Raw genomic sequence first — 19,861 nt, 5'->3', positions numbered from 1 at the left:
TTGTCACTTTTTCTTATTTTCTACTCTATTTTTATAATACTCTCTTGTTCTCAAATCTACTGCATCTTTAAAGTTCCTCATGAAAACTTCATTACTTCTAAATTCCTCTAACGCTTCATTTAAACAGTAATCTTCTCCATCAAAATAGAAAAATTTTCTTTCGGTATCAGCTAAATGTGTTAATGGCTGATTTTTGGCAAGTTCATACCAGCTTTTCTTATCTCTTTCTTTAATACCTTCCGAATTTTCCTGTTCTATTAGGTCTACTGCATTAGAACCTTTAGCATAAAAATTTTTAAAACTAATATAAATATCTTCTTCATTTATTCTTATTTTTAACTTTCCCCCATTATAAAAAGCTAAAAATACAGGCATTTTATAGGTTTTAGTCATCCTTGTCTTTTCAATCATGTTTATAAATTTCTCTGCCTTCGTCCCTATAATGGCAACTTCATCTTCTTCTAATTCCCCTATGTCTTTTAAAAACTTAAAATAATTTCTAAAAGGGTTTTTAGATGTTACTTTTGCAACTTTATAATATATATCATTTTCAATATATGTAATCAGTTCAACTCTTGAAGGTCTATAGCCCAAATCTTCTTTTATTCTGTAGTATTCTTCCTTTACTAAATCTTGAAGTTTTTTCTCTTTTTGATCCTCTCTTTTGAATATATCTATAAGCCTAAAGTCAAAATCTACAAAGCAATCCTCTGGATAATCTTCTTCATTAGGTATAATCTTTGAGCCACTAGATGTCTTTGGTTCACCAGTAAGAAATAAAGGTACAAGATTTGCCTTTTTATAGTTTCCTATAAAATCTAATACATTTAAATAATTCTTTCCCTTATACTTACGAAGACCCCTTCCAAGCTGCTGTAAAAATACTGTTGGTGACTGTGTAGGTCTTAAGAACATAACAAGATCTATTGAAGGAATATCCAAACCTTCATTAAACATATCCACTGAAAATATTACTTTTATTTCACCTTTGCCAAGCTTATTTACTACTTCGTTTCTATCTACGCTGCAGTCAGAGCTTCCTTCACTTACTACTGCACAAGCTTTTACACCTTTACTGCAAAAGTATTCTGCCATAAATTCTGCATGCTTTCTTGAGGAACAAAAGCCTAAAGCTCTTTCACTTTTGTATTTACTATAATGTTCAATTATTAAATCCGCTCTTTTATTTATCATTAAAGCTTTTTCCAGCTGGTTATTATCATATTTACCATTTTTATAATCTATGGTTTTATAGTTTACAAGTTCATCATATATTCCATAATATCTAAAAGGCACAAGCCACCCTTTATTAATTGCAGATTTTAACCTAACTTCATAAGCTACATTGTTATCACATAATGCAAATACATCTTTGTTGTCCAATCTTTCTGGAGTAGCTGTTAAACCTAACATAAATTTAGGCTGAAAATAATCAATTATATTTTTATAATTTCCTGCAGCTGCATGATGGAATTCATCTATTACAATGTAATCAAAAGCATCTTTAGCAAAATACTTATCATTTAAATACTCAGGCTTTCCAAGCGTTTGAACTGTTGCAAATATAAAGTCGCTGGTATTATCTTTGTTATTACTATAAAAAAAGCCTATAGACTTATCTGGTCTTACATTCTTAAAAGATACTGCTGCTTGATTTATTATTTCTGCTCTATGAGCTACAAATAAAATTCTATTATAATCCTTTGAATCAAAAGCAGCTAAATACGTTTTTCCTATACCTGTAGCTGCTACTACCAGACCTTTATCATAGCCCTCTTCTCTTTTTTTCTTTAATTCATATAAAGCTTCTATTTGTGCTCCCCTTGGTTCATAAAGCTCAATTAGATTATTGTCCTTCTTTAAAGAAACATTTTCATTGTTATCTATATGTTTGTATACCTTAGGTCTTACCCAACTTTCTGAATACTTTCTCATTTCTTCTTCATCTATTATTGTAGAATGATTTAAAAATAAGTCCTCAAAAGTACTTTTAAAGCTGTTAAAATCATCAATATTCTTATCTTTATTTAATCTATAATTCCACTCAATACCGCTAGTTAATGCAGATCTTGATATATTGGAGGAACCTACATATAAATCTCCATCCTTTTCATACTCAAAAATATATGCCTTTGGGTGAAATGACTTGTTAGGTATATTATAGAACCTCAAATCAACCTTATCTCCCATTATATTCTTTAACATATACAAAGCTTGTGGTTGAGTTATATTTAAATAGTTTCCTGTAAGTATTCTTATAGGTATATTTTTATTTACTACTTCCTTAAGCTCTTCTTTTAAAAGCTTTACTCCTGACTCCATTAAAAATGCCACTATTATATCAATACTTACAGCTTTCTTAAAAGACTCCTTAAGCCTAGGCAGCAAATAATTAGTATCACCAGTAATACAGTTTGGATTTTCTATTTCTTTGGCTGTTATTGCATTTACAGATGCATAATTATTTTCTAATTTCAATTTTTCTGTCATACCTTCACCTCCTCCAAGGTAAAATGTTTTTATAATTTTGCAATTTCACAAATCCATAAAATTTATTTTCCGCTTTAATTTATCATAAAGACTTTTCAACGTATGAATTATCCTTTACCCATCATACTCAACTAAAGCTTTCTTTAAGTTTCTAACTCCCCCTCTAGGATTTTCTACATCTCCCTTATATCTAGGAATTAAATGAACATGTAAATGCTTTATTGTCTGCCCTGCATAATAACCAATATTAACTCCCACATTGTATCCTGCCGGTTGATACTGAATATCTAACATTTCCTTAACCTCATACATAAGGCTGTATATAGCTTTTAATTCTTCCTCTGAGGCTTCAAACAAAAATGGAAAATGTCTTTTGGGTATTATCAAGGTATGGCCTTCATTTACAGGAAATTTATCCATTATAGCAAAAGCAAGCTTATTTTCTGCTATTATTTCTGATTTGTTGTAGTTACAAAATATACAATCTGTCATTCTAATCCCTTCCTTCTCTAATTTGAAGCTTAATATTCTTGATATCATTTACTCCACCTAATATAAGACTTTTAAAAGTTATATCTTCTTTTGAAGCAATAGCTAAATATTTATTTCTAAGCACTCCTAAAAAATGCCCCTTTACTTTAATTTATACTTTCAAATAATATTCTCTACTTTACTGCAATTTCAGTTCTATTATTTAAAAATCACTCATAAAAATATCTGCACTTATCTCCAAATACTCATATTCAATTTCAGTAATTATACCATACAACAGCTTTCCACCATCCATGAGCCTGGATATAACCTCATTTTTCGCTCTTGGCACATACCCTAACTTTCTATTTTTAGCATCATATATTTCTATAGCCAAATTATCATATTGATTTTTGGGCTCCCTTTTTAACAAAAGCTTGTTTCCTACATTTAGTTCATCCTCTATACTGTGTCCTTCATAATAGTTCAAACCTGCAATCCATACATTTAATAAAAATATCTCATTAGCATATGGCATGGGTAAATTTCCTGTAGAAAAGGAATTTATGAGGCTTGTCCCTGAAGTATTAAATTTAGTTAAAGCCTTGTCATCCATACTCCGCATCCCCTAAAACTTATTTAAATTCGCTAAGTACAACCTTTAATCTTTCCCTATAGGTTTTCAAGAACTGAATATTTATCTGAATTTCATCAATTTTGCCTTTTACCCACTGATCATTTGAAATCTCCTTTTCAATTGTGAATGGGAACATTTTCTTTATTTTATCTATCTTATCCAGGCATTTAAAGATTAAATCTTTTAACTTTTCAATTTTATCTTCTATACTTTCATCTTGTTTATATAATAAATCATTCATATTTTTGTCTTCCACTAAATACATTAAGTTCTCTAGTTCTTCTAAGTCTCCATTCTTATAAGCTTCACAAACCCTTTGCCATAAAAGTTTGTCCCTTTCATCACATTTATGTATGTCCGGATGCAAAAGCTTTATAAGTTTTCTATACAAGCTTTTAAATCTTTTGCTTTCTTCATCAGAAAGCTTTGGTAATTTCATAAATATTTCTGCATCTTTTATCTGCTTGGAAAAAGCATTTACCTTCTCATGCCAAACTCTCAATTCTTCTTTCATAACTTGTTGGATATATTCTTCTGACACAACTTCTCCCCTATTTAATGCTGATTGTCTAAGGGATATTTCTTTTTTCAAAGCTCTTATTTCAAAATTTAAGTTCATTCTCTCCATTTCATATCTTCCAATGGAACACATATATTTTGTTTCTATATTTACCTTTTTCACATTTAAAAGAAAATCTTTTTCCTCTATAAGTTTGGAAAGTTGCTCTATCAATGATTTAAGAAGTTTCTTTTTTCTTTCATATTCTATATTAAAGCCTACACTATTCTCTTCCATTTCATCTACTCCTTAAGTTAGTAATATTATCCCTTCTTACTTCAAAGGTTCTATTTTAAATGGCAGCTCACTGTCCAGTACATACGTATAATTATACTATAAAATTATCACTAGCTTTAAAATATAAAATAATACGAATCCTTAAGATACCTTTCATCATATTTAACTGCCATATTCCACAACTTATTTTTAACTACATTAATAGAAACTTCCCCTTTCTTATACCTATCAATGCTCCTAAGAAAACCTTCCTTTTCTCTACTATCCACTATATTTTTAAAATATCCCCATACATGCAGTGCAGCATTTATTGAATTACCCGGTATAACTTCCTCTTTCATAGCTTCATCTATATAATTGTAAAATTGAACAACAGGGTAATTCTTTTTATCCTTAAGCAAATTTCTTATTTCTAAATAAACTTTAGGTGACCTTTCCAAAACAGTATACTTATACTTGCTCCATTCATTTTCAAGCTTGCTAATTCTTTTATCCCTGGTTATGGAATTTATGCATTTTACTGCTGAAAGGTTCTTATCTTTCACTTCAAGCATTATATCTATATCTTCTCTTTCCAAACTTCCATAAAAATCAACAAATCTATCTACTGCTATAGTATTTGAATGTGAGCCCGGTTTCTTTGAAATATCCTGCTGTGAATAATGGATTTTCTGATATCCATCTTTATCCTTCCATGTATTTTTACATTCATTTATCCAGTACAATTCACTTTTATCCTCATTACATGGATTAATTTCATTATGCAAATTGTCAAAAATAACTGGTATACCTAGCCTTGTTCCTATTTCAATTACATCATTTATATTATAGGATTTATCATCATTTTCAATAACAAGTCTTCTCTTCACCTTATCATCCAAATTTACATAATTGTTTATAAATCTATTTATTGCTTGCTTCTTGTCATTATAAACCCCACCAATATGAAGCACTATTTTATTCTCTGCATTAACTCCGAGGCTATCTAAAACTTTAGAATGATAATTCAAATCTTCAACTGCTCTGCTTACTACATCTTTATTTGGAGAATTAAGCACAGTATATTGTCCAGGATGCATTGAAACCCTAATATTGTTCTCTCTGATCTTCCTACCAATTTTAGAAAATTCATTAGAGAATATGTCCCACCAATGCAGCCTATTTAAATGACTTGATCCAAAAGATATTAAATCAGAACTAATTCTAAAGAGATGTATACTATTTTTTATGTTATACGCAATCATATTTTCAAGAGATCTCAAATTATGTTCTATTATATCTAATAACTTCTCATCACATACATTTTTAGCATTACAGCTTTTTAAATTAGTATTTAAAACTCCTATAGTTAAACATGCATACCCTATACTCATCCTATCCACATCCTTCTCTCATTGAAACTATAGTACTTTATTTGTCATTTTTAGTATACGCTTCAATTTATGGTACCACTTTTTTACCTAATTGCAAGATATGTTTAGTTTAGTCATATTAATTACTTATATACCATAAAGTTTCAAATTACACTGTTATTTTGTAATAAATTAATCCTTATCCCTCATAACTTATCTAGTTCATAAATAATTCTGTAATAAAGTTGTTCATACTATGAAAATTTTAAAATGTTATTTTTATATCACCCAAATTGTACGCCCCTGTATAAGTTATTCTAAGACTCAGATGTGTTAGCTCTCTCAGGTAAAAGGTATTCCTTTTAATCTTTACTACGTACTCCACGTGTGATAATTATACTAAATTTAAGGACAGAATTGATGTCAAAATTCTATTTCAAAATCTCGAATAAACCTTGTAAAATAGCCATTCTTTTAATTTTGATTTTTTAAAATACACTGAAACTGATAAGAAAACTGTTTCTGGTGGTTAACATTTTTTCACCTCGCAAAAACACGCAGTGCTTTTGCTCTGCGTGTAAAATCATTAAATATTATCTTAGTTCTATATGAATTTCTTTTCCTAGACCTTTTGCAAGCTTACTTAAAAAATCTAAAGAAGGATTGTAATTTCCACTTTCAAGCCTGCTAATATTTGATTTTTGAGTTCCCATTCTAGAAGCTAATTCTTCTTGTGTTAAATTTAATTCTCTTCTTGCTTTTATCACCTCAGAAATCAACTCATATCGAGGCTTTAGCTTATTATATTCTTCTTTAAATTCGCTATCCTGCATAAGCTCTTCTTTAATAACAGAGAAATCAACACTTGCTTTACTCATCTTCACACCTCTTTTCAAAATCTTCTTTATATCTTTTTGCTTTTTCAAGTTCTAGTTTTGACGTTTTATCTGTCTTTTTAAGAAATCCATTCAGCAATACAAAAGTATCTCTATGATAAGTGAGGTAAAATATTCTTGATGCATCTGAACCTAATTTTATTCTTAATTCATATATTCCCTTGTATTGTTCCCCTTTAATCGGTTTTACATAAGGTTCTTTTAAATAAATTCCATGCTCTTGTAAAAGTTCTATTTCACTATATGATTTTGCTCTCATTTTAGGTGAGAGTGATGATAAAAATTCCATTACAGGGATGTTACCATTTTCTCTTTGGTAGAATTCAACCTTCCAATCCACGTTTATATCTCCTCTTATATAATATATGCATTTACTAATTATATGTTATCATATATGATAACCTTGGTCAATATTTTATCTTCTGTACTCTACAGGCTTAGTTAATTTTATTACAGCTGCTAATGATACAAATATAACAGTAGTGCAAATGGCAAGTATGCTTTACCAAAGCTTGTAAACATCAACATTTGATACCTTTTTTTATTTATATTTAATGTTTGAGTTAATAATATTGATATCAACTTAAATTCATATACTTATAACTCTAGGACGTTTTTTCCAATCACTCAACTGTACAGTCCAATATCCTGCTCATTCTCGCATTTCTTTATATTCTGGAGAGTTAGGATTCATCATAATTTCACGAAAGTCAATAAATCCTGGTAACCCTCCCACATCCTCTGTTCTACGATTATCCCAAACTTTAGTCCAGTTTGCCGTCTAGGAAAACAATGGATTTACAACTTCATGAATAGTCGGTGGATTTATTCCCATGGCAACCGCCAGTTTTTTTGTTAGTGCAATTTGCATATTTTCTCCTCACCTTCATCAATTTTAAATCCTTACACTCAAATGGCTAGTTGAGTGTAAAATACGATTAAACTTTCTTTTCCTTCTTTATACTATAATGAGTTCCTTTTCTTTTAACTTTGCCATCAAGAATTTCAATATTGCTCCTAAGTCTCATGTCTTCTTGTACCTGCTCAAATCTTTCAAGCTCTATCATTGGCTCATGAGCGTTCTCCATCAAATATTTTTCTTGTTCAAATATCATACTTTGAAATCCAGAACGAAATACATTACCTCCTGAATCTTTATCTGTGTAAGCTTTAAATAAAATCCATCTAAGGTTGTTTTTTACAATTTTCTTTAATCCTTCTATTTGCGCTTCTAGGCTTTCTTCTTGAGAATCGTGATTTGTACTAACTCTTATCAATATTTTTTAAACATCTATCTCACCTACTCGTAAAAGCCACATCTATACTGACTTCTCAACCTCTACGGTATCTATCCTGCCTACTATACTATACAAATATTATAATCCTCAAAACATTTCTCTTCAAAATAAAAACAAGGATTTCCAACTAAAAAGCACCCCAAAAATAAAATTTATGGTTATACTCCTAATTTTGAAAATCCTTTATTTATCAATGATTTACACACTTCTATTTATCTATTCTTTATATCTTTACTAACACCTACACAGGGTGAGAACGAGGGTTTTTATATTCTAATAATGATACTTACTGTTTCCTAACCCTGTATAACTAACCATATACATTTTTTACCACTTTCTAATCCCAGCTATACCAATACCTCTAGCTGTCTTTCCTTTTGTAGCTTTACTACACATTCCACGTGCAGCGTGTGGGGAACATTAAGAACTTTTCAAACTTCTAAATTCATTATTGTTTTTGTCCATTTAGGTAAATTTTTGTCATACCATATCATTTTCCCATTTCTTATAGATATTACTAGTTTAAATATATCTGTGTTATCATAAATATTAATTTCATCACATAATTCATTAACATTAAATAAGTTATTTAAAGATTCACTATATCTTCTTTCTATATCTTTATCAGGTATTCCATGCCCACCCCTACTAACTCTTAATTTAACTCTTTCTTTAGCAATTTCAGCACTTTCCAAACCTATATAATTCATAGTAAGTTGATTTATAAATAGATGTTTTACCACATCCATTAACTCCTGCAAATATTGTATATGTTGGCATACTACTTACCTATAACCTTTTCCGCTTCTCTTTGAAGCACTAAATTAGAAAGCATAGCATAAAAATCCTGTTCTTCTTTGCATTTAGCTTTTCTAAACAAATCCATTAAATCATTGTAAGAATAATTTAAAAATATATCATATAATTTTTCATTATTATTCTTCATTTAAACATGCCTCCATAAAAACACTTTAGCATTATATAAAAACATTTTTTACACCTCTATTATATCCTATTCTTATAACCTAAACATAGTATCTTCACAATATTTCTTAACCAAATCTATTTCTCCTAAAAAGTACACACCCCAACCTAAAAATGCATTAGCAATTATATTTTTTAAACTACCCCTTTATTAGCCGCTCCCATAATACCCGCAGGCATCTCTTCCTTCAATCTCCACACAAAGCTGATAGGCATGCTTCCTCTGTGACTTACATACTCTGCCTCTCCCAAATAAGTGTAAGGTGCAGCTAAACCATCTTTCTTCTTATTTTCTCTAACAAATAAAACTATTTTATTACCTGTTTTGAAATGATTAATATACCTTTGTCCTGTTTCACTTTCTAAACTGGTTCTACTTTGACTTTGCCAGTGGAACAACCTCTCATTCATGGCGTAATCCTCATAAAGAGTGGAAGGAGAATAATCCTTTTCTGATTTATTTAAGGTTATAAAAAAGGCATCTACTTTCATTTCTCTAAAATACTTTACTCCTTCTCTAAAGGATGGCTTTTTATTTTCATTAAAATATCCAAAGGCAGCCATAATCTGATCTATAGAATAATTGCAATGTAAATCTAATGGAACAGCTCCTCCTAAATCCACAGTTTTATCTACGAAATCAATATGTAAGTAATTATAATTAAGAATTTCTACAGCTTCTTCTATTAATTCCTTATTATTAGAACAAAGGTTATACAAAGCCTCTGCAAAGGATTCATAACCTATTTTTTCTGGAGGTTCCATATAAAAGCTGTAATATAACATTCCAAGCATATGTTTTTCTTCTTCATCTAAATTGCTAGTATCCAATTTAGATTTTAAAGTTAATACTTTTATCATAAACTCTATAAGTTTTCTTGAATTAATATGAAATATATTTTTCATTTTCTTTGTAAGAAGTACTTCATCCTTGTTTACATAGTCATCTATTAATCCTGCTTCAACCTTCATTCTAGAAAAACTTCTGTCTCCATTTTTGCCATAAACATCAACTAAACTGTAATTATAGTAATCTAAAAAGTTTTCAAGTATTGGCTTTTTGTAAGTGTCACCTTCAAAGTATTTTAATTTACTTATAAGGCTTGCTTTTGTCAATTTAGCTGCCTTTATATTTTTTAATATATACTCCTTAGCTTGTTTTTCTAAATGTATATAGCAGCCTTTAGGTAAATTTAAAAATCCATTGTTTATACTATATTCTACTGAATGTTTTGATTTGCCAATGAGTGCTTTAAATTTTTGCTCAAAATCATAGTTTTTATGAGCCTGACCTACAAAGTCCAGTACTGTTAAACATTCTTTTCCTTCACATAATCTAAGACCTCTTCCAAGCTGCTGCAAAAATACTGTTAAGCTTTCTGTTGGCCTTAAAAACAGCACTGTATTTACTTCTGGTATGTCTACACCTTCATTATATAAGTCTACTGTAAATATAAACTTCACTTCACCTGATATAAGTCTTCTTTTAGCATTATTTCTTTCTTCACTGCTGCTTTCTCCAAGTACTGCTATAGAGGAAATGCCTCTGCTGTTAAATCTATCTGCCATATATTTAGCATGTTCTACACTTACACAAAAGCCCAGTCCCACAACCTCATCAATATCCGTAACATATTTATACAAACTGCTTATTATTCCACTTACTCTAATATCATTATTGGTATATACATTTTGAAGCTCATTTTTGTCATATCCGCCTCTAGTCCATTTAAGTTTAGATAAATCCACACTATCTGATACTGCAAAGTATTGAAATGGGCTTAAAAGCTTTTTGTCTATGGCTTCTGATAACCTCATTTCGGCTGCTATTCTATCATCAAAGCGTTCCAGTACATTTTTGCCATCCATTCTTTCTGGAGTAGCTGTTAATCCTAAAAGTATCTTTGGAGCATAATAATCCAAAAGCTTTTTATAGGAAGGTGCTTCTGCATGATGAAACTCATCTACAATTATAAAATCATAAAAATCAGAAGTAGTCTTCTCATAAAGCTTTGAAGAATTAAAGCTTTGTATACTCATAAACAGGTGATCCAAAGACTCCGGTATATTTCCACCTACATATAAATCGCCAAAATTATTATCCTTTAATATAGCTCTGAAGGTGTCTCTACTCTGCTTTAATATTTCTTCTCTGTGAGCTATAAATAAAAGCCTATTTTTCTCTTTTCTATTTTCTTTTGCAAAGTCCTTATAATCAAAGGCTGCTATAACTGTTTTTCCAACTCCTGTAGCTGCTACTATAAGATTTTTACATCTTCCATATAGTGTTCTTTCAGCCTTAAGTTTTTCTAATATTTCCTTTTGATAATAGTAAGGATGTATGTCTAAACTAAATATAGTACTGTCATTACTATCAGTTTTACTTTCCTTTTTTAAAGAAGTTATAAGCCTTTTCTTATCCCCCTCAAGTTCTCCATTAAAACTATTAAACTCATCATCATTCCAGTAGCTTTCAAATGTTGCCTGAAATTTTTTAATAATATCAAAGGAATCTTTTTCTGTAACTTTTATATTCCACTCAAGTCCAGAGGTTAGTGCCGCATTAGATAAATTGGAAGATCCTATATATGCTGTAGTAAAGCCTGTTTCCCTTTTAAAAAGATAAGCCTTTGCATGAAGCCTTGTTCTATCAGTATCATAGGATATTTTTATTTCAGTATTTTTAAGCTTACTAAGTTCTTCAATAGCTTTATAGTCAGTAGCTCCCATATAAGAAGTAGTAATAATTCTAAGTTTATGATCTTCACCTTCTGTAAACTCTTTAAGCTCTTCAATTATGCATCTCAAACCGCTCCATTTAATAAAGGACACCAACATATCAATAGAATCACAGCACAATATTTCCTTTTTTATTTCACTCATCATGTCTGGCTCCTGCTTTGAACCTGTGAAAAGTGAACTTTGAGAAAGTGGAGTTACTGGTCTTACTGCCTTATTTCCCTTAACAGCTTTAATGCTATTTATTTTTGAATACAAGGCCGTAAGCATTTCCCCTTCTTCATCAATTTTTAACCCAGTAATGTTTTTTTCATGGGCTAATTTGCTTAAACTTTTTATAAGCTCATTGCAAGCCTTTATTTGTGAAATCAAAGCTTCCTTATCATTCTTTTTATTACTTTCCCTTATAAATCGTAAACACTTTTTAACTACAGAAGATATATAGCTTGTGAGTATAGTTTTAGCTTCTTCTACATCTATAGTTTCTTTTTCAAGAACGTATTTATCTAAATCTAATTCTTTTAACTTATTTTTAAGATCTTCATATATTACCTGCTCATAGACCCCATCCTTTATCACAGTTGACACTCCCCTGCTACTTCCTAGTTTACATTCATATGTGCATATTATAACTTATTCTTACCTTTTTATCAAAAATAAGGTACTTATTTATACCTGCTTCATAAAGAGTTTTAAAATTTTGTATGATAAGTAGTTTTATGATATAATTACCTATTGTCGTTAAACAATGTATAAATAAAAAATGTAAAGTGAGACTATTAAAATGAGAAATGAAAAATTAGAAAAAGCAATAATCAAAATAGATAATGAAATTGCTGCTATGAACGTGGCTAAAAAGTACTTATCAAATGTAGAAGAAATAAATGAAGTAAAAAAGACTTTAAATAACAAAAGACAATTATTAGCCAATGAAATATATACCGAGGATCATACATCCTATTTAGAATGCCGAGAAGTCATAGAAGGAATGTTAGATAAAGAATTAGAAAAAGAAGAACAAGTTGAATTGCTTGAAACTATAAAAGATAAATTTGGAAGAAAATCACCAAATGTAAGTAAAGCAAGTAGTGGACTTAATGCTTGGTTGAAAGAACTTAACATTGAATACAGTTGGATTAATAATGAAGAAACTGGTTGGGATAAATTGATTATAACTGGATTTGGATTATATAAGCAGAACTAAATATAAACGCCCATGTATGCTAAACTTTTCTAGAAGAAAGGTGTGACTAAAATGAAAAAAACATTGAAAGTCGTCGGAGCTATTATAGAAAATGAAAATAATGAAATACTATGCGCTCTCCGCTCTCCAAAAATGTCTCTGCCAAATAAGTGGGAATTTCCAGGTGGAAAAGTTGAAAAAGGTGAAAATTTAAAACAAGCTATAGAAAGAGAAATAAAAGAGGAGTTAAAATGCACTGTAGAGTACTTGGATGTATTTAATGACAATACTCATGAATATGATACTTTTATAGTAAATTTGATTACTATAAAGTGCAAATTAGTATCAAATACTCCTACAGCCAATGAACATTCTAAACTGATATGGTTAAAAAGAGAGAACCTGTCTTCTTTAAAATGGGCTCCAGCAGATGTTCCTACAGCTGAAAAGTTAATATCAGAAAGGGTATAGTAAAAAACACTATACCTTTTGTGATATTGGCAAACTATACCTTAGAAATTATTACTTTCTTCCCCTTAAACACAATGGCAATCTTTATTATATGTTTTACGTTGCAATTTATAAGTTCCTGTTCATATTTCATCCTATCTATTTGCTTTAATGCCTCTACTTTTCCTTGTTCCATTGTTTCCTTTGACAACACATTTATTTTCTTAAATTCAATAATAATTCCTGGTTTTGAAATATCCTTTGGAATTATCATTACATCATACCTTCCAAAACCGCTTTCCTTATTTGACTTCACTTCATGGGTATTTGAAATGGACACAAGCATTCCAAGTACAAAGGCATGGTACACTTTTTCCGGTTCTTTTCCTGATACGTCAAAATAACTTAAGTTATTTATTACAAATTCCTGAAAAGCATAGCCAAAGTTTTCTATATCACCAGTAACTAAATTACTTAACATTTCTTCATACTTTTGATTAGTCATAGCTTCTTGAAACCATTTTACTATTAAATTTTCATAAAATATATGAACTTCTTCATTTGGAATTTGCAGTTCACAATTTAATCTTCCTCTTATGAGCTCTGTTCTTACAGCCTTCAAATATCCACTTAAAAGTAAAAAGCTCCAGATATTTTGGTTGGAATCTTCAACTTCTGCCATAACTATAGTATCATCAATTACCTTATTTATGGATTTTCCCTCGAGAAGATACTCTAAATCTAGTTTTATTTCTTTATCCCCTTTTAATAAAAGCCTTTTTATAAGATCATTGCTGCTGCTGTTAATCCAGTAAGGCATAAAGCCTTCTTCATTGTTATCAATATAATTTAAAACAGACCATGGATTATATATTACTTTTCCTCCAAAAATATATCCATTGTACCAATTTTTTATTTGCTCTGTGCTATCTTTTAAATTATAATATTTTATAAGTTCTTTCATTTCCTCTTCTGTAAATCCAAATTTGTCATTAAATCTAAGACTTAATATGGAATATACTTTTAAGTTATTTAAGCCAGAAAAAATACTTTCCTTTGCCACTCTAAGAATACCTGTTATTAAAGACTTTTCAACGTATGGATTGTCTTTTAAGGCTGATGTTAATAAATTTCTTATTAGGACTATCATTTCATCATAATATCCTCTAAGATAACCTTCTTGTATTGGCACATCATATTCATCTATAAAAAGCATCACTTTTCTCCCATAATGCTTATTCATATACCCCATAAGAGAGCTTATTGCCTCTGATACATTTCCTATGGAAGCTTTTCTTAAAATTATTTCTTTAAAATCATTTTTATCAAATTCAGTTAACTTATCACTATCTAGTAAATATTCATGCTCTTTATACAAATTTGATAACAGAACTTTTATTCCATCTTCAAAGTTTTCAAAGGATATATGCTTTTGATTTTTAAAAGTAATGAAGATAACAGGATATTCTCCCTGAAGTTTCATTATTTTCTTTTCCTTTTCTATTTTTAAGCCTTTAAATAAATTCTTAGTTTCTTCCTTAGTTCTTATGTCAAAAAAATATTTAAGCATGCTTAAATTTAATGTCTTTCCAAACCTTCTAGGCCTTGGAGTCAATATTATTTTCGCACCATTTTCTATAAATTCTTTTATCAATAAACTTTTGTCTACAAAATAATTATTGCCTTCTATTAATTCTTTAAAGTCTGATGTTCCTACTTGTATTTTCTTCATTAATACACCTTCCTTCTTTACAAAGATGTTTTAAAACATAAAAAACAATTTCTTACTTTATTATATCCTACAATTTAGTTTCTTTAAACAAAAGATGTTAAGACCATTTCAAATATGTGCCCTTCGTTTTTCATTACATCAAATTTTAACTACCTCATTAGTATAATGCTTTGCACGTTCTATTATATCCTGATGACAAGTGAACAAAAGCAGTTGAAATTCATCCCCTTTTTGAACTGCATAATCAGACAAAAACTTCAGGGCCGCATCCATTCTTTCGTCGTCATACTGCATGAGCACATCATCTAAAAATAAAGGTAAATAAATGTTTTTATCACAAATAAGCTCTGCAATAGCTAATCTTAATGCCAGATAAGCTTGGTCAACTGTTCCATTGCTCAAGTATTTCCATTTCCTATAGTGTATACCTGACTGGATAGAAATATCGTAATCTTTTGTTACAAGAATATTGCCGTATTTTCCATTAGTCAGACTTTTGAATATTTCTGAAGTCTTCCTGTTTAACTCCGGTCCAAAACTCTTGCGCATCTCATCTGAAGCCTCCTGCATTACTTCAAGTGCAATTTTAAGACAATCAAAGTATTGTGTCTTTTCATCCACCTCTTTTCCCTTTTCATCTATTTCTTCTTGAATCTGACTTGAATTTTTATCCGGTGTCCTGATTTTTTTCTGCAAATCAAATAATTGTTGTTCAATATCTTCAGATACAATATCTTTTTGTTTTAATTCTTCTATGGAATAATTAATATCTCCTGCAGCCTCAAATCGTTTTATTGATGCTTCCAGTTTATTTTTTTCCTCATTTAAATGATCAAGTGAAGGAGAATCATATCCCATTCCCTTTGCTATATTGAGTACTTCGCATTTTTTCCTTTCCAATTGAGAAATCTTTTCTTGAAGCTCTTGTACTAAAGCTTTAGCAGCTTCATAATCCGGTGTAATTTCGTATTCATTCACTTTATCCAGAAGTTGTCCGGCTTTTTTTAAGTACTCTTCCTGAACTCTGGTAACAGCATCATGATTTTTCATGTTGGAAGCATACTCCAGATATTTATTTTCATATTCTTTTATGGATGTACACGATTTTTCATTCATTTTTTCTTTAATTTCCAGTTCTGCAGCATTATAAAGTTCCTCAATTTTATTTCTATAACTTACAGCATCTGTTTCCCTTAAATCTTCTGGCTGTAAAACTGTAATTTTTGCTTCTGCATTTAAGTTTGAATTTTTCGAATACTTTTCAAGCATATAATTCAATTCCTGGGAAAAAATGCTTTGTCTTGTATTTAGATAATTCAAAGCTATATCTTTCTCGTTTTTCAGCTGTGAACATTTATCCATTGAATTCATGTAGGCATTATTATTTTCTATTAATGATTTTAACTTTTCTTCAATTTTATCAATTTTATTTGAAATATCCGCTATTTTATCCTCATAATCTTTTGTCCTGTCAGAAACCCTCCTGTCTTCCCTTTCACTTTGAACTTTGAGATTTTGCAATTCCTGCTTTAGATTACTTGTTGAATCGTATTTATTAACCTTTTCCATTTTCTCACTTTGTTTATGGGACTTGATTGCAAATACACCTATTCCAGCGGCAGCAGCAACTCCAATTGCTGCAAGTGGACTGATTTTTACTGCAAGTATAAGTGAAATGACGCCAAGTATAACACTAAAAATCAGTAATGAGTTTTTATTCTGGCTTTCTTTACCTGATGTTTGTGGCAATTTGCCCTGCATTGACAATTTTTCACTTGTAAATTCAATATGCTGCTCCCTCAGTTGTTTTTCAGAATTCCACTTTGTCCTGTCTTTTTCAAAGTCTCTTGTAATCTTCTCTTTGTCCATTATTCTGGTGCTTTTTTCTTCTTCATACTTCCTATAAGCTTCATGAAATTTTTGTAATTGTCCTGCCAGTTCAGTTTCTTGTTTTAACAATTCTTCTGCATTTTGATAACTACTTTTTGCTTCTATAAAAGACCTAAACGCCGGCAAAAAACATTCATCAATTCTCTTTAGCAAGTCTTTAAGTGTTTTTTCCCTGCTGACCAGTTCATTTAGACATTCATACTCTTTTTCACTTACTGGAATAAGCTTATTTCCATTACAATCTTCATTTTTAATTGATCCTTTCAGCTTTTCCAGGCTTCCGCTTACTTTTTCACTTTCATCCATCAGTAAATTGCACTCCATTAAAAACGCCTTGAGACTTTTAAATGGAATATTTTCTTTTTCTAATTTTTTTTCTGATTCAGTGTACCCCATTATTTTTTCAATAAGAGAATTTACTTGCTTGAGTCTATTTCTATTTGTATTTAGCTCCAGCAAGTCTTTAATATTTTTTTGCTCATTCAACTTTGTTTTCAGGCAATGATATTCTTCCATGTTTTTTTTCTGTTCATCTTCAAGTATTTGAATATCCGCCATTTCATTATGCAAAGAGTCAAGTTCATTTTTAGCTTCAACGAGTATTCCCTTTTTTCCGCTTTTAGACACCATATCTTCTACTGCATCATTAATACGGTTTATCACCAATTGCTGGGATACATTTTCGTCTCCTGAAAGAACTAAATTTGACATCAATTTTTCTGCAACTTCATCATTATTCCCATTGGAAGAAAAACTTCCCATATTACTTATATAAACACTGCGTTCAAACCCGTCCAAATCAAGGCCAAAAAATCTTTTTCCAACCTCTTCATTTTTACCAAGAGATACTTCCTCTCCAGTGTCCATATTGATCAGCTTTACTTTATCTGCTCCAGGAGTAGCACCCATATCTTTCTGCAGGCGGTAACATGTTCCATCATGTTCAAATTCAATTGCTCCATTCATCATGGAACCATCCCATGGCTGGTATTTCTTCCTCAGATTTTTATTTATGTCCTTACCCCTTTCCAGTTTGCTGTAAAACATTATTTTAATAAATGCCATCAAGGTTGATTTTCCATCCTCATTTTTTCCGTATATCAGTTGAAAACCGTTTTTTAATTCTAATTCATAGTCCTTGAATTTGCCAAAACTGCCTATCTGCAATTTATTAATCTTCACTATATTTTACCTCCCCGAAAAATGCCTTCAATCCAAGCCTGAGTGCCTTGTTTAATTTTTCTTTTTCATCAGGTCCTGCATCATTTATTTGTTCCATCATCTTCCGTATAAAAATATTCCTAAGTGTCGTTTCCTCTGGAACCGTATCAAAATCTATCTTTACTGTAGTATGATCTTTAATTTTAACAAAGAATATCTCATATAAAATTGCCTTGATATCATCAATATCAATACTGACATTGTCTGCAATCATTCCCTCCAGAATCACCTTGTAAAGATTTTCCGAATAATTTTCTTCACATCTTGACTTCATTTTATCCAGTATAATATCCGCAGCCATTTTTGAATTCTTTGCATCAGAAATATCTACATGAAGTTCAATATTCATACGCTGGCACAATCTACGGTATTTTAGCCTGCACAGTCCTTTTGAAACTGTCCCGATGTAGACACCCTTTTCATCAAGCTCATCAAATCCCCTTCCTTCCGGGCATCCTGGATACGCATAATATGTATTTCCAGCCTTTAATACTTCAGTCTGTTTATGAATATGTCCTAAAGCAACATAATCCACTTTGCTATTTTTAAGCTGCATTTCTGTAATTGGATTGTAATTGCTCTTTTGATGCGGGGCGACAATTTCACCGTGAATTACACAAATATTAATTAACTCATCATCTAGAATGGTAAAATTTTTCAACATAGAATCGACTTGATATGTTCCCGTAAAAGCTCCTCCCCACAGACGAACTCCCAATTTTTTAAGTTCTATTTTTTCTAATGCACCTTTAAAAATAATGACATTATCAGGCCAGAAATCCTTTAACAAATAGGGTGAATCTTCAGTAATTGGATCATGATTTCCCGGTGCAATTGCAATAATAGTACCTTCCAGTCCTGCAAACCCATTTTTTATTTCTTCCAGCATAGTTTTCTGAACATGAACATTATCAAATAAATCTCCCGCTATGAGCAATAATTGTATTTTTTCATCCTGACATAATTTTAAAATATTCAAAAATGTCCTTTTAACTTCAGCCCTCCTTGTCACTGCTTTTCTTCCCAATGTTGATAATTCTGCACCAAGGTGCATATCCGCACAATGCAATATCCTTATTTCTTTCACATTCATACCTCCATAGACAATTAATTCAAGCATATATCTTTATAAACACACTTTTCACATTCATGTTTTTCTGCTTTTGGAAAGTCTTCAACTTTCATGGTTTCAAGGTTTCTTCCAAAAATTTTATTCATATAAGATAATCTTTCACCCGAATAAAATTCATTTTCTAATTCCTTAAAGTCATCTTTTATATCATAAAGTTCCCCATCTTCACTTACTATTTCAAAGCCCATTTTTTCAAAGGGACTTTTTATTTCTTTCTCTAAGAAATCCTCCATAAAAGAATTTACATATATATTTATATCACTGTGCTTTGATATTTCTTCTATAAGCTCTATATTTAAGTTTTCCTTTTTCCTTAAGCTTACTGCAAATTTCAGAAATAACTACCTTCACCACAGGCTCAAATATAACTCTATCCTGTGGAATTTCTTCCTTTACTATATCCATTTCTAAATCATCGAAAACGATTACTCTAGAGTCTAAAAGTCCACAGCTTTGATTTAACAACCTTTTTCTTACTTCTTTTATGGCAGCACTTGAAGGCATTATGTAAAGGAATCTTTCTCCTTATTTTTGAAGCCTAATACACATATCTATAAGTTTTTCTCTTCGCTTTGAAAAAAGCTTTTCGA

General features: G+C 30.4%; 19 protein-coding genes. 2 read left to right on the top strand and 17 right to left on the bottom strand.

All coding sequences use genetic code 11. The features are described from left to right. Positions 1-3: 3 nt before the first annotated feature. From CLAU_RS17385 to CLAU_RS17340, 12 genes are all read right to left on the bottom strand, one after another. Positions 4-2,490 carry a DEAD/DEAH box helicase family protein gene (locus CLAU_RS17385; RefSeq protein WP_023163232.1) on the bottom strand — a complete coding sequence of 829 codons (2,487 nt, stop codon included), beginning with the start codon at positions 2,488-2,490 and terminating at the stop codon, positions 4-6. A gap of 114 nt (positions 2,491-2,604) precedes the next feature. Further along, a complete protein-coding gene (locus CLAU_RS17380) occupies positions 2,605-2,982 on the bottom strand; it encodes an HIT family protein (protein WP_029169970.1) in 378 nt (125 codons plus the stop codon). Position 2,983: 1 nt separating this feature from the next. Next, the gene (locus CLAU_RS21415; RefSeq protein ID WP_275935553.1) at positions 2,984-3,106 is read right to left on the bottom strand and encodes a hypothetical protein; all 123 of its coding nucleotides are present in this window, start codon (positions 3,104-3,106) and stop codon (positions 2,984-2,986) included. A 78-nt stretch (positions 3,107-3,184) separates the two neighbouring features. Then, entirely contained in the window at positions 3,185-3,577 is a 393-nt protein-coding gene (locus tag CLAU_RS17375; RefSeq protein ID WP_023163230.1) for an HIRAN domain-containing protein, read from the bottom strand. A gap of 19 nt (positions 3,578-3,596) precedes the next feature. Next, positions 3,597-4,394 (bottom strand): J domain-containing protein, encoded by a 798-nt coding sequence (locus CLAU_RS17370; protein ID WP_023163229.1) that lies wholly within the window; start codon positions 4,392-4,394, stop codon positions 3,597-3,599. A gap of 116 nt (positions 4,395-4,510) precedes the next feature. Beyond that, entirely contained in the window at positions 4,511-5,767 is a 1,257-nt protein-coding gene (gene uvsE / locus CLAU_RS17365; protein ID WP_023163228.1) for a UV DNA damage repair endonuclease UvsE, read from the bottom strand. A 572-nt stretch (positions 5,768-6,339) separates the two neighbouring features. Next, complete coding sequence (locus CLAU_RS17360) at positions 6,340-6,624, bottom strand: helix-turn-helix domain-containing protein (RefSeq protein ID WP_023163227.1); 285 nt, start codon at positions 6,622-6,624, stop codon at positions 6,340-6,342. Continuing rightward, the gene (locus CLAU_RS17355; RefSeq protein WP_023163226.1) at positions 6,617-6,982 is read right to left on the bottom strand and encodes a type II toxin-antitoxin system RelE/ParE family toxin; all 366 of its coding nucleotides are present in this window, start codon (positions 6,980-6,982) and stop codon (positions 6,617-6,619) included. Before CLAU_RS17355 ends, CLAU_RS17360 begins: the two co-directional genes overlap by 8 nt. A 598-nt stretch (positions 6,983-7,580) precedes the next feature. Beyond that, positions 7,581-7,919, bottom strand: a complete 339-nt coding sequence (locus CLAU_RS17350) for a recombinase family protein (protein WP_023163225.1) — start codon at positions 7,917-7,919, stop codon at positions 7,581-7,583. 452 nt (positions 7,920-8,371) lie between these two features. Further along, positions 8,372-8,683: a hypothetical protein gene (locus CLAU_RS17345; protein WP_023163224.1), complete on the bottom strand. Its 312-nt coding sequence runs from the start codon at positions 8,681-8,683 to the stop codon at positions 8,372-8,374. A 38-nt stretch (positions 8,684-8,721) separates the two neighbouring features. Beyond that, positions 8,722-8,886: a hypothetical protein gene (locus CLAU_RS20920; RefSeq protein ID WP_023163223.1), complete on the bottom strand. Its 165-nt coding sequence runs from the start codon at positions 8,884-8,886 to the stop codon at positions 8,722-8,724. 173 nt (positions 8,887-9,059) lie between these two features. Continuing rightward, complete coding sequence (locus CLAU_RS17340; RefSeq protein WP_029169971.1) at positions 9,060-12,239, bottom strand: DEAD/DEAH box helicase; 3,180 nt, start codon at positions 12,237-12,239, stop codon at positions 9,060-9,062. A gap of 208 nt (positions 12,240-12,447) precedes the next feature. Between CLAU_RS17340 and CLAU_RS17335 the strand changes: the two genes are divergently transcribed. Together CLAU_RS17335 and CLAU_RS17330 are read left to right on the top strand one after the other, a co-directional pair. After that, on the top strand, positions 12,448-12,867 hold the full coding sequence (locus tag CLAU_RS17335) for a hypothetical protein (protein ID WP_023163221.1): 420 nt from the start codon (positions 12,448-12,450) through the stop codon (positions 12,865-12,867). Between the two features lie 51 nt (positions 12,868-12,918). Then, on the top strand, positions 12,919-13,317 hold the full coding sequence (locus CLAU_RS17330) for a (deoxy)nucleoside triphosphate pyrophosphohydrolase (protein ID WP_023163220.1): 399 nt from the start codon (positions 12,919-12,921) through the stop codon (positions 13,315-13,317). 34 nt (positions 13,318-13,351) lie between these two features. Here CLAU_RS17330 and CLAU_RS17325 read toward each other — a convergent pair whose 3' ends face one another. The 5 genes from CLAU_RS17325 to CLAU_RS17305 form a co-directional block, all read right to left on the bottom strand. Continuing rightward, positions 13,352-15,028, bottom strand: a complete 1,677-nt coding sequence (locus CLAU_RS17325; RefSeq protein WP_023163219.1) for an AAA family ATPase — start codon at positions 15,026-15,028, stop codon at positions 13,352-13,354. A 138-nt stretch (positions 15,029-15,166) separates the two neighbouring features. Continuing rightward, complete coding sequence (locus CLAU_RS17320) at positions 15,167-18,100, bottom strand: AAA family ATPase (protein WP_023163218.1); 2,934 nt, start codon at positions 18,098-18,100, stop codon at positions 15,167-15,169. Next, a complete protein-coding gene (locus CLAU_RS17315) occupies positions 18,090-19,226 on the bottom strand; it encodes a metallophosphoesterase family protein (protein WP_023163217.1) in 1,137 nt (378 codons plus the stop codon). The genes CLAU_RS17320 and CLAU_RS17315 overlap by 11 nt, the downstream gene beginning before the upstream one ends. A gap of 20 nt (positions 19,227-19,246) precedes the next feature. Beyond that, positions 19,247-19,504, bottom strand: a complete 258-nt coding sequence (locus CLAU_RS17310; protein ID WP_023163216.1) for a hypothetical protein — start codon at positions 19,502-19,504, stop codon at positions 19,247-19,249. A 25-nt stretch (positions 19,505-19,529) separates the two neighbouring features. Beyond that, positions 19,530-19,775, bottom strand: coding sequence for a hypothetical protein (locus tag CLAU_RS17305; protein WP_023163215.1), 246 nt, complete (start codon positions 19,773-19,775; stop codon positions 19,530-19,532). Positions 19,776-19,861 lie beyond the last annotated feature (86 nt).

Origin of the sequence: Clostridium autoethanogenum DSM 10061 (genome assembly GCF_001484725.1) — a bacterium.
GTDB classification, from domain to species: domain Bacteria; phylum Bacillota; class Clostridia; order Clostridiales; family Clostridiaceae; genus Clostridium_B; species Clostridium_B ljungdahlii.
This window is presented reverse-complemented; position numbering and strand designations above follow the sequence as displayed.

Coding starts and splice junctions, on each gene's coding strand:
- CLAU_RS17385 (WP_023163232.1), bottom strand. CDS start 2,490: ATGACAGAAAAATTGAAATTAGAAAATAATTATGCATCTGTAAATGCA.
- CLAU_RS17380 (WP_029169970.1), bottom strand. CDS start 2,982: ATGACAGATTGTATATTTTGTAACTACAACAAATCAGAAATAATAGCA.
- CLAU_RS17375 (WP_023163230.1), bottom strand. CDS start 3,577: ATGGATGACAAGGCTTTAACTAAATTTAATACTTCAGGGACAAGCCTC.
- CLAU_RS17370 (WP_023163229.1), bottom strand. CDS start 4,394: ATGGAAGAGAATAGTGTAGGCTTTAATATAGAATATGAAAGAAAAAAG.
- uvsE (WP_023163228.1), bottom strand. CDS start 5,767: ATGAGTATAGGGTATGCATGTTTAACTATAGGAGTTTTAAATACTAAT.
- CLAU_RS17360 (WP_023163227.1), bottom strand. CDS start 6,624: ATGAGTAAAGCAAGTGTTGATTTCTCTGTTATTAAAGAAGAGCTTATG.
- CLAU_RS20920 (WP_023163223.1), bottom strand. CDS start 8,886: ATGAAGAATAATAATGAAAAATTATATGATATATTTTTAAATTATTCT.
- CLAU_RS17335 (WP_023163221.1), top strand. CDS start 12,448: ATGAGAAATGAAAAATTAGAAAAAGCAATAATCAAAATAGATAATGAA.
- CLAU_RS17330 (WP_023163220.1), top strand. CDS start 12,919: ATGAAAAAAACATTGAAAGTCGTCGGAGCTATTATAGAAAATGAAAAT.
- CLAU_RS17325 (WP_023163219.1), bottom strand. CDS start 15,028: ATGAAGAAAATACAAGTAGGAACATCAGACTTTAAAGAATTAATAGAA.
- CLAU_RS17310 (WP_023163216.1), bottom strand. CDS start 19,504: ATGGAGGATTTCTTAGAGAAAGAAATAAAAAGTCCCTTTGAAAAAATG.
- CLAU_RS17305 (WP_023163215.1), bottom strand. CDS start 19,775: ATGCCTTCAAGTGCTGCCATAAAAGAAGTAAGAAAAAGGTTGTTAAAT.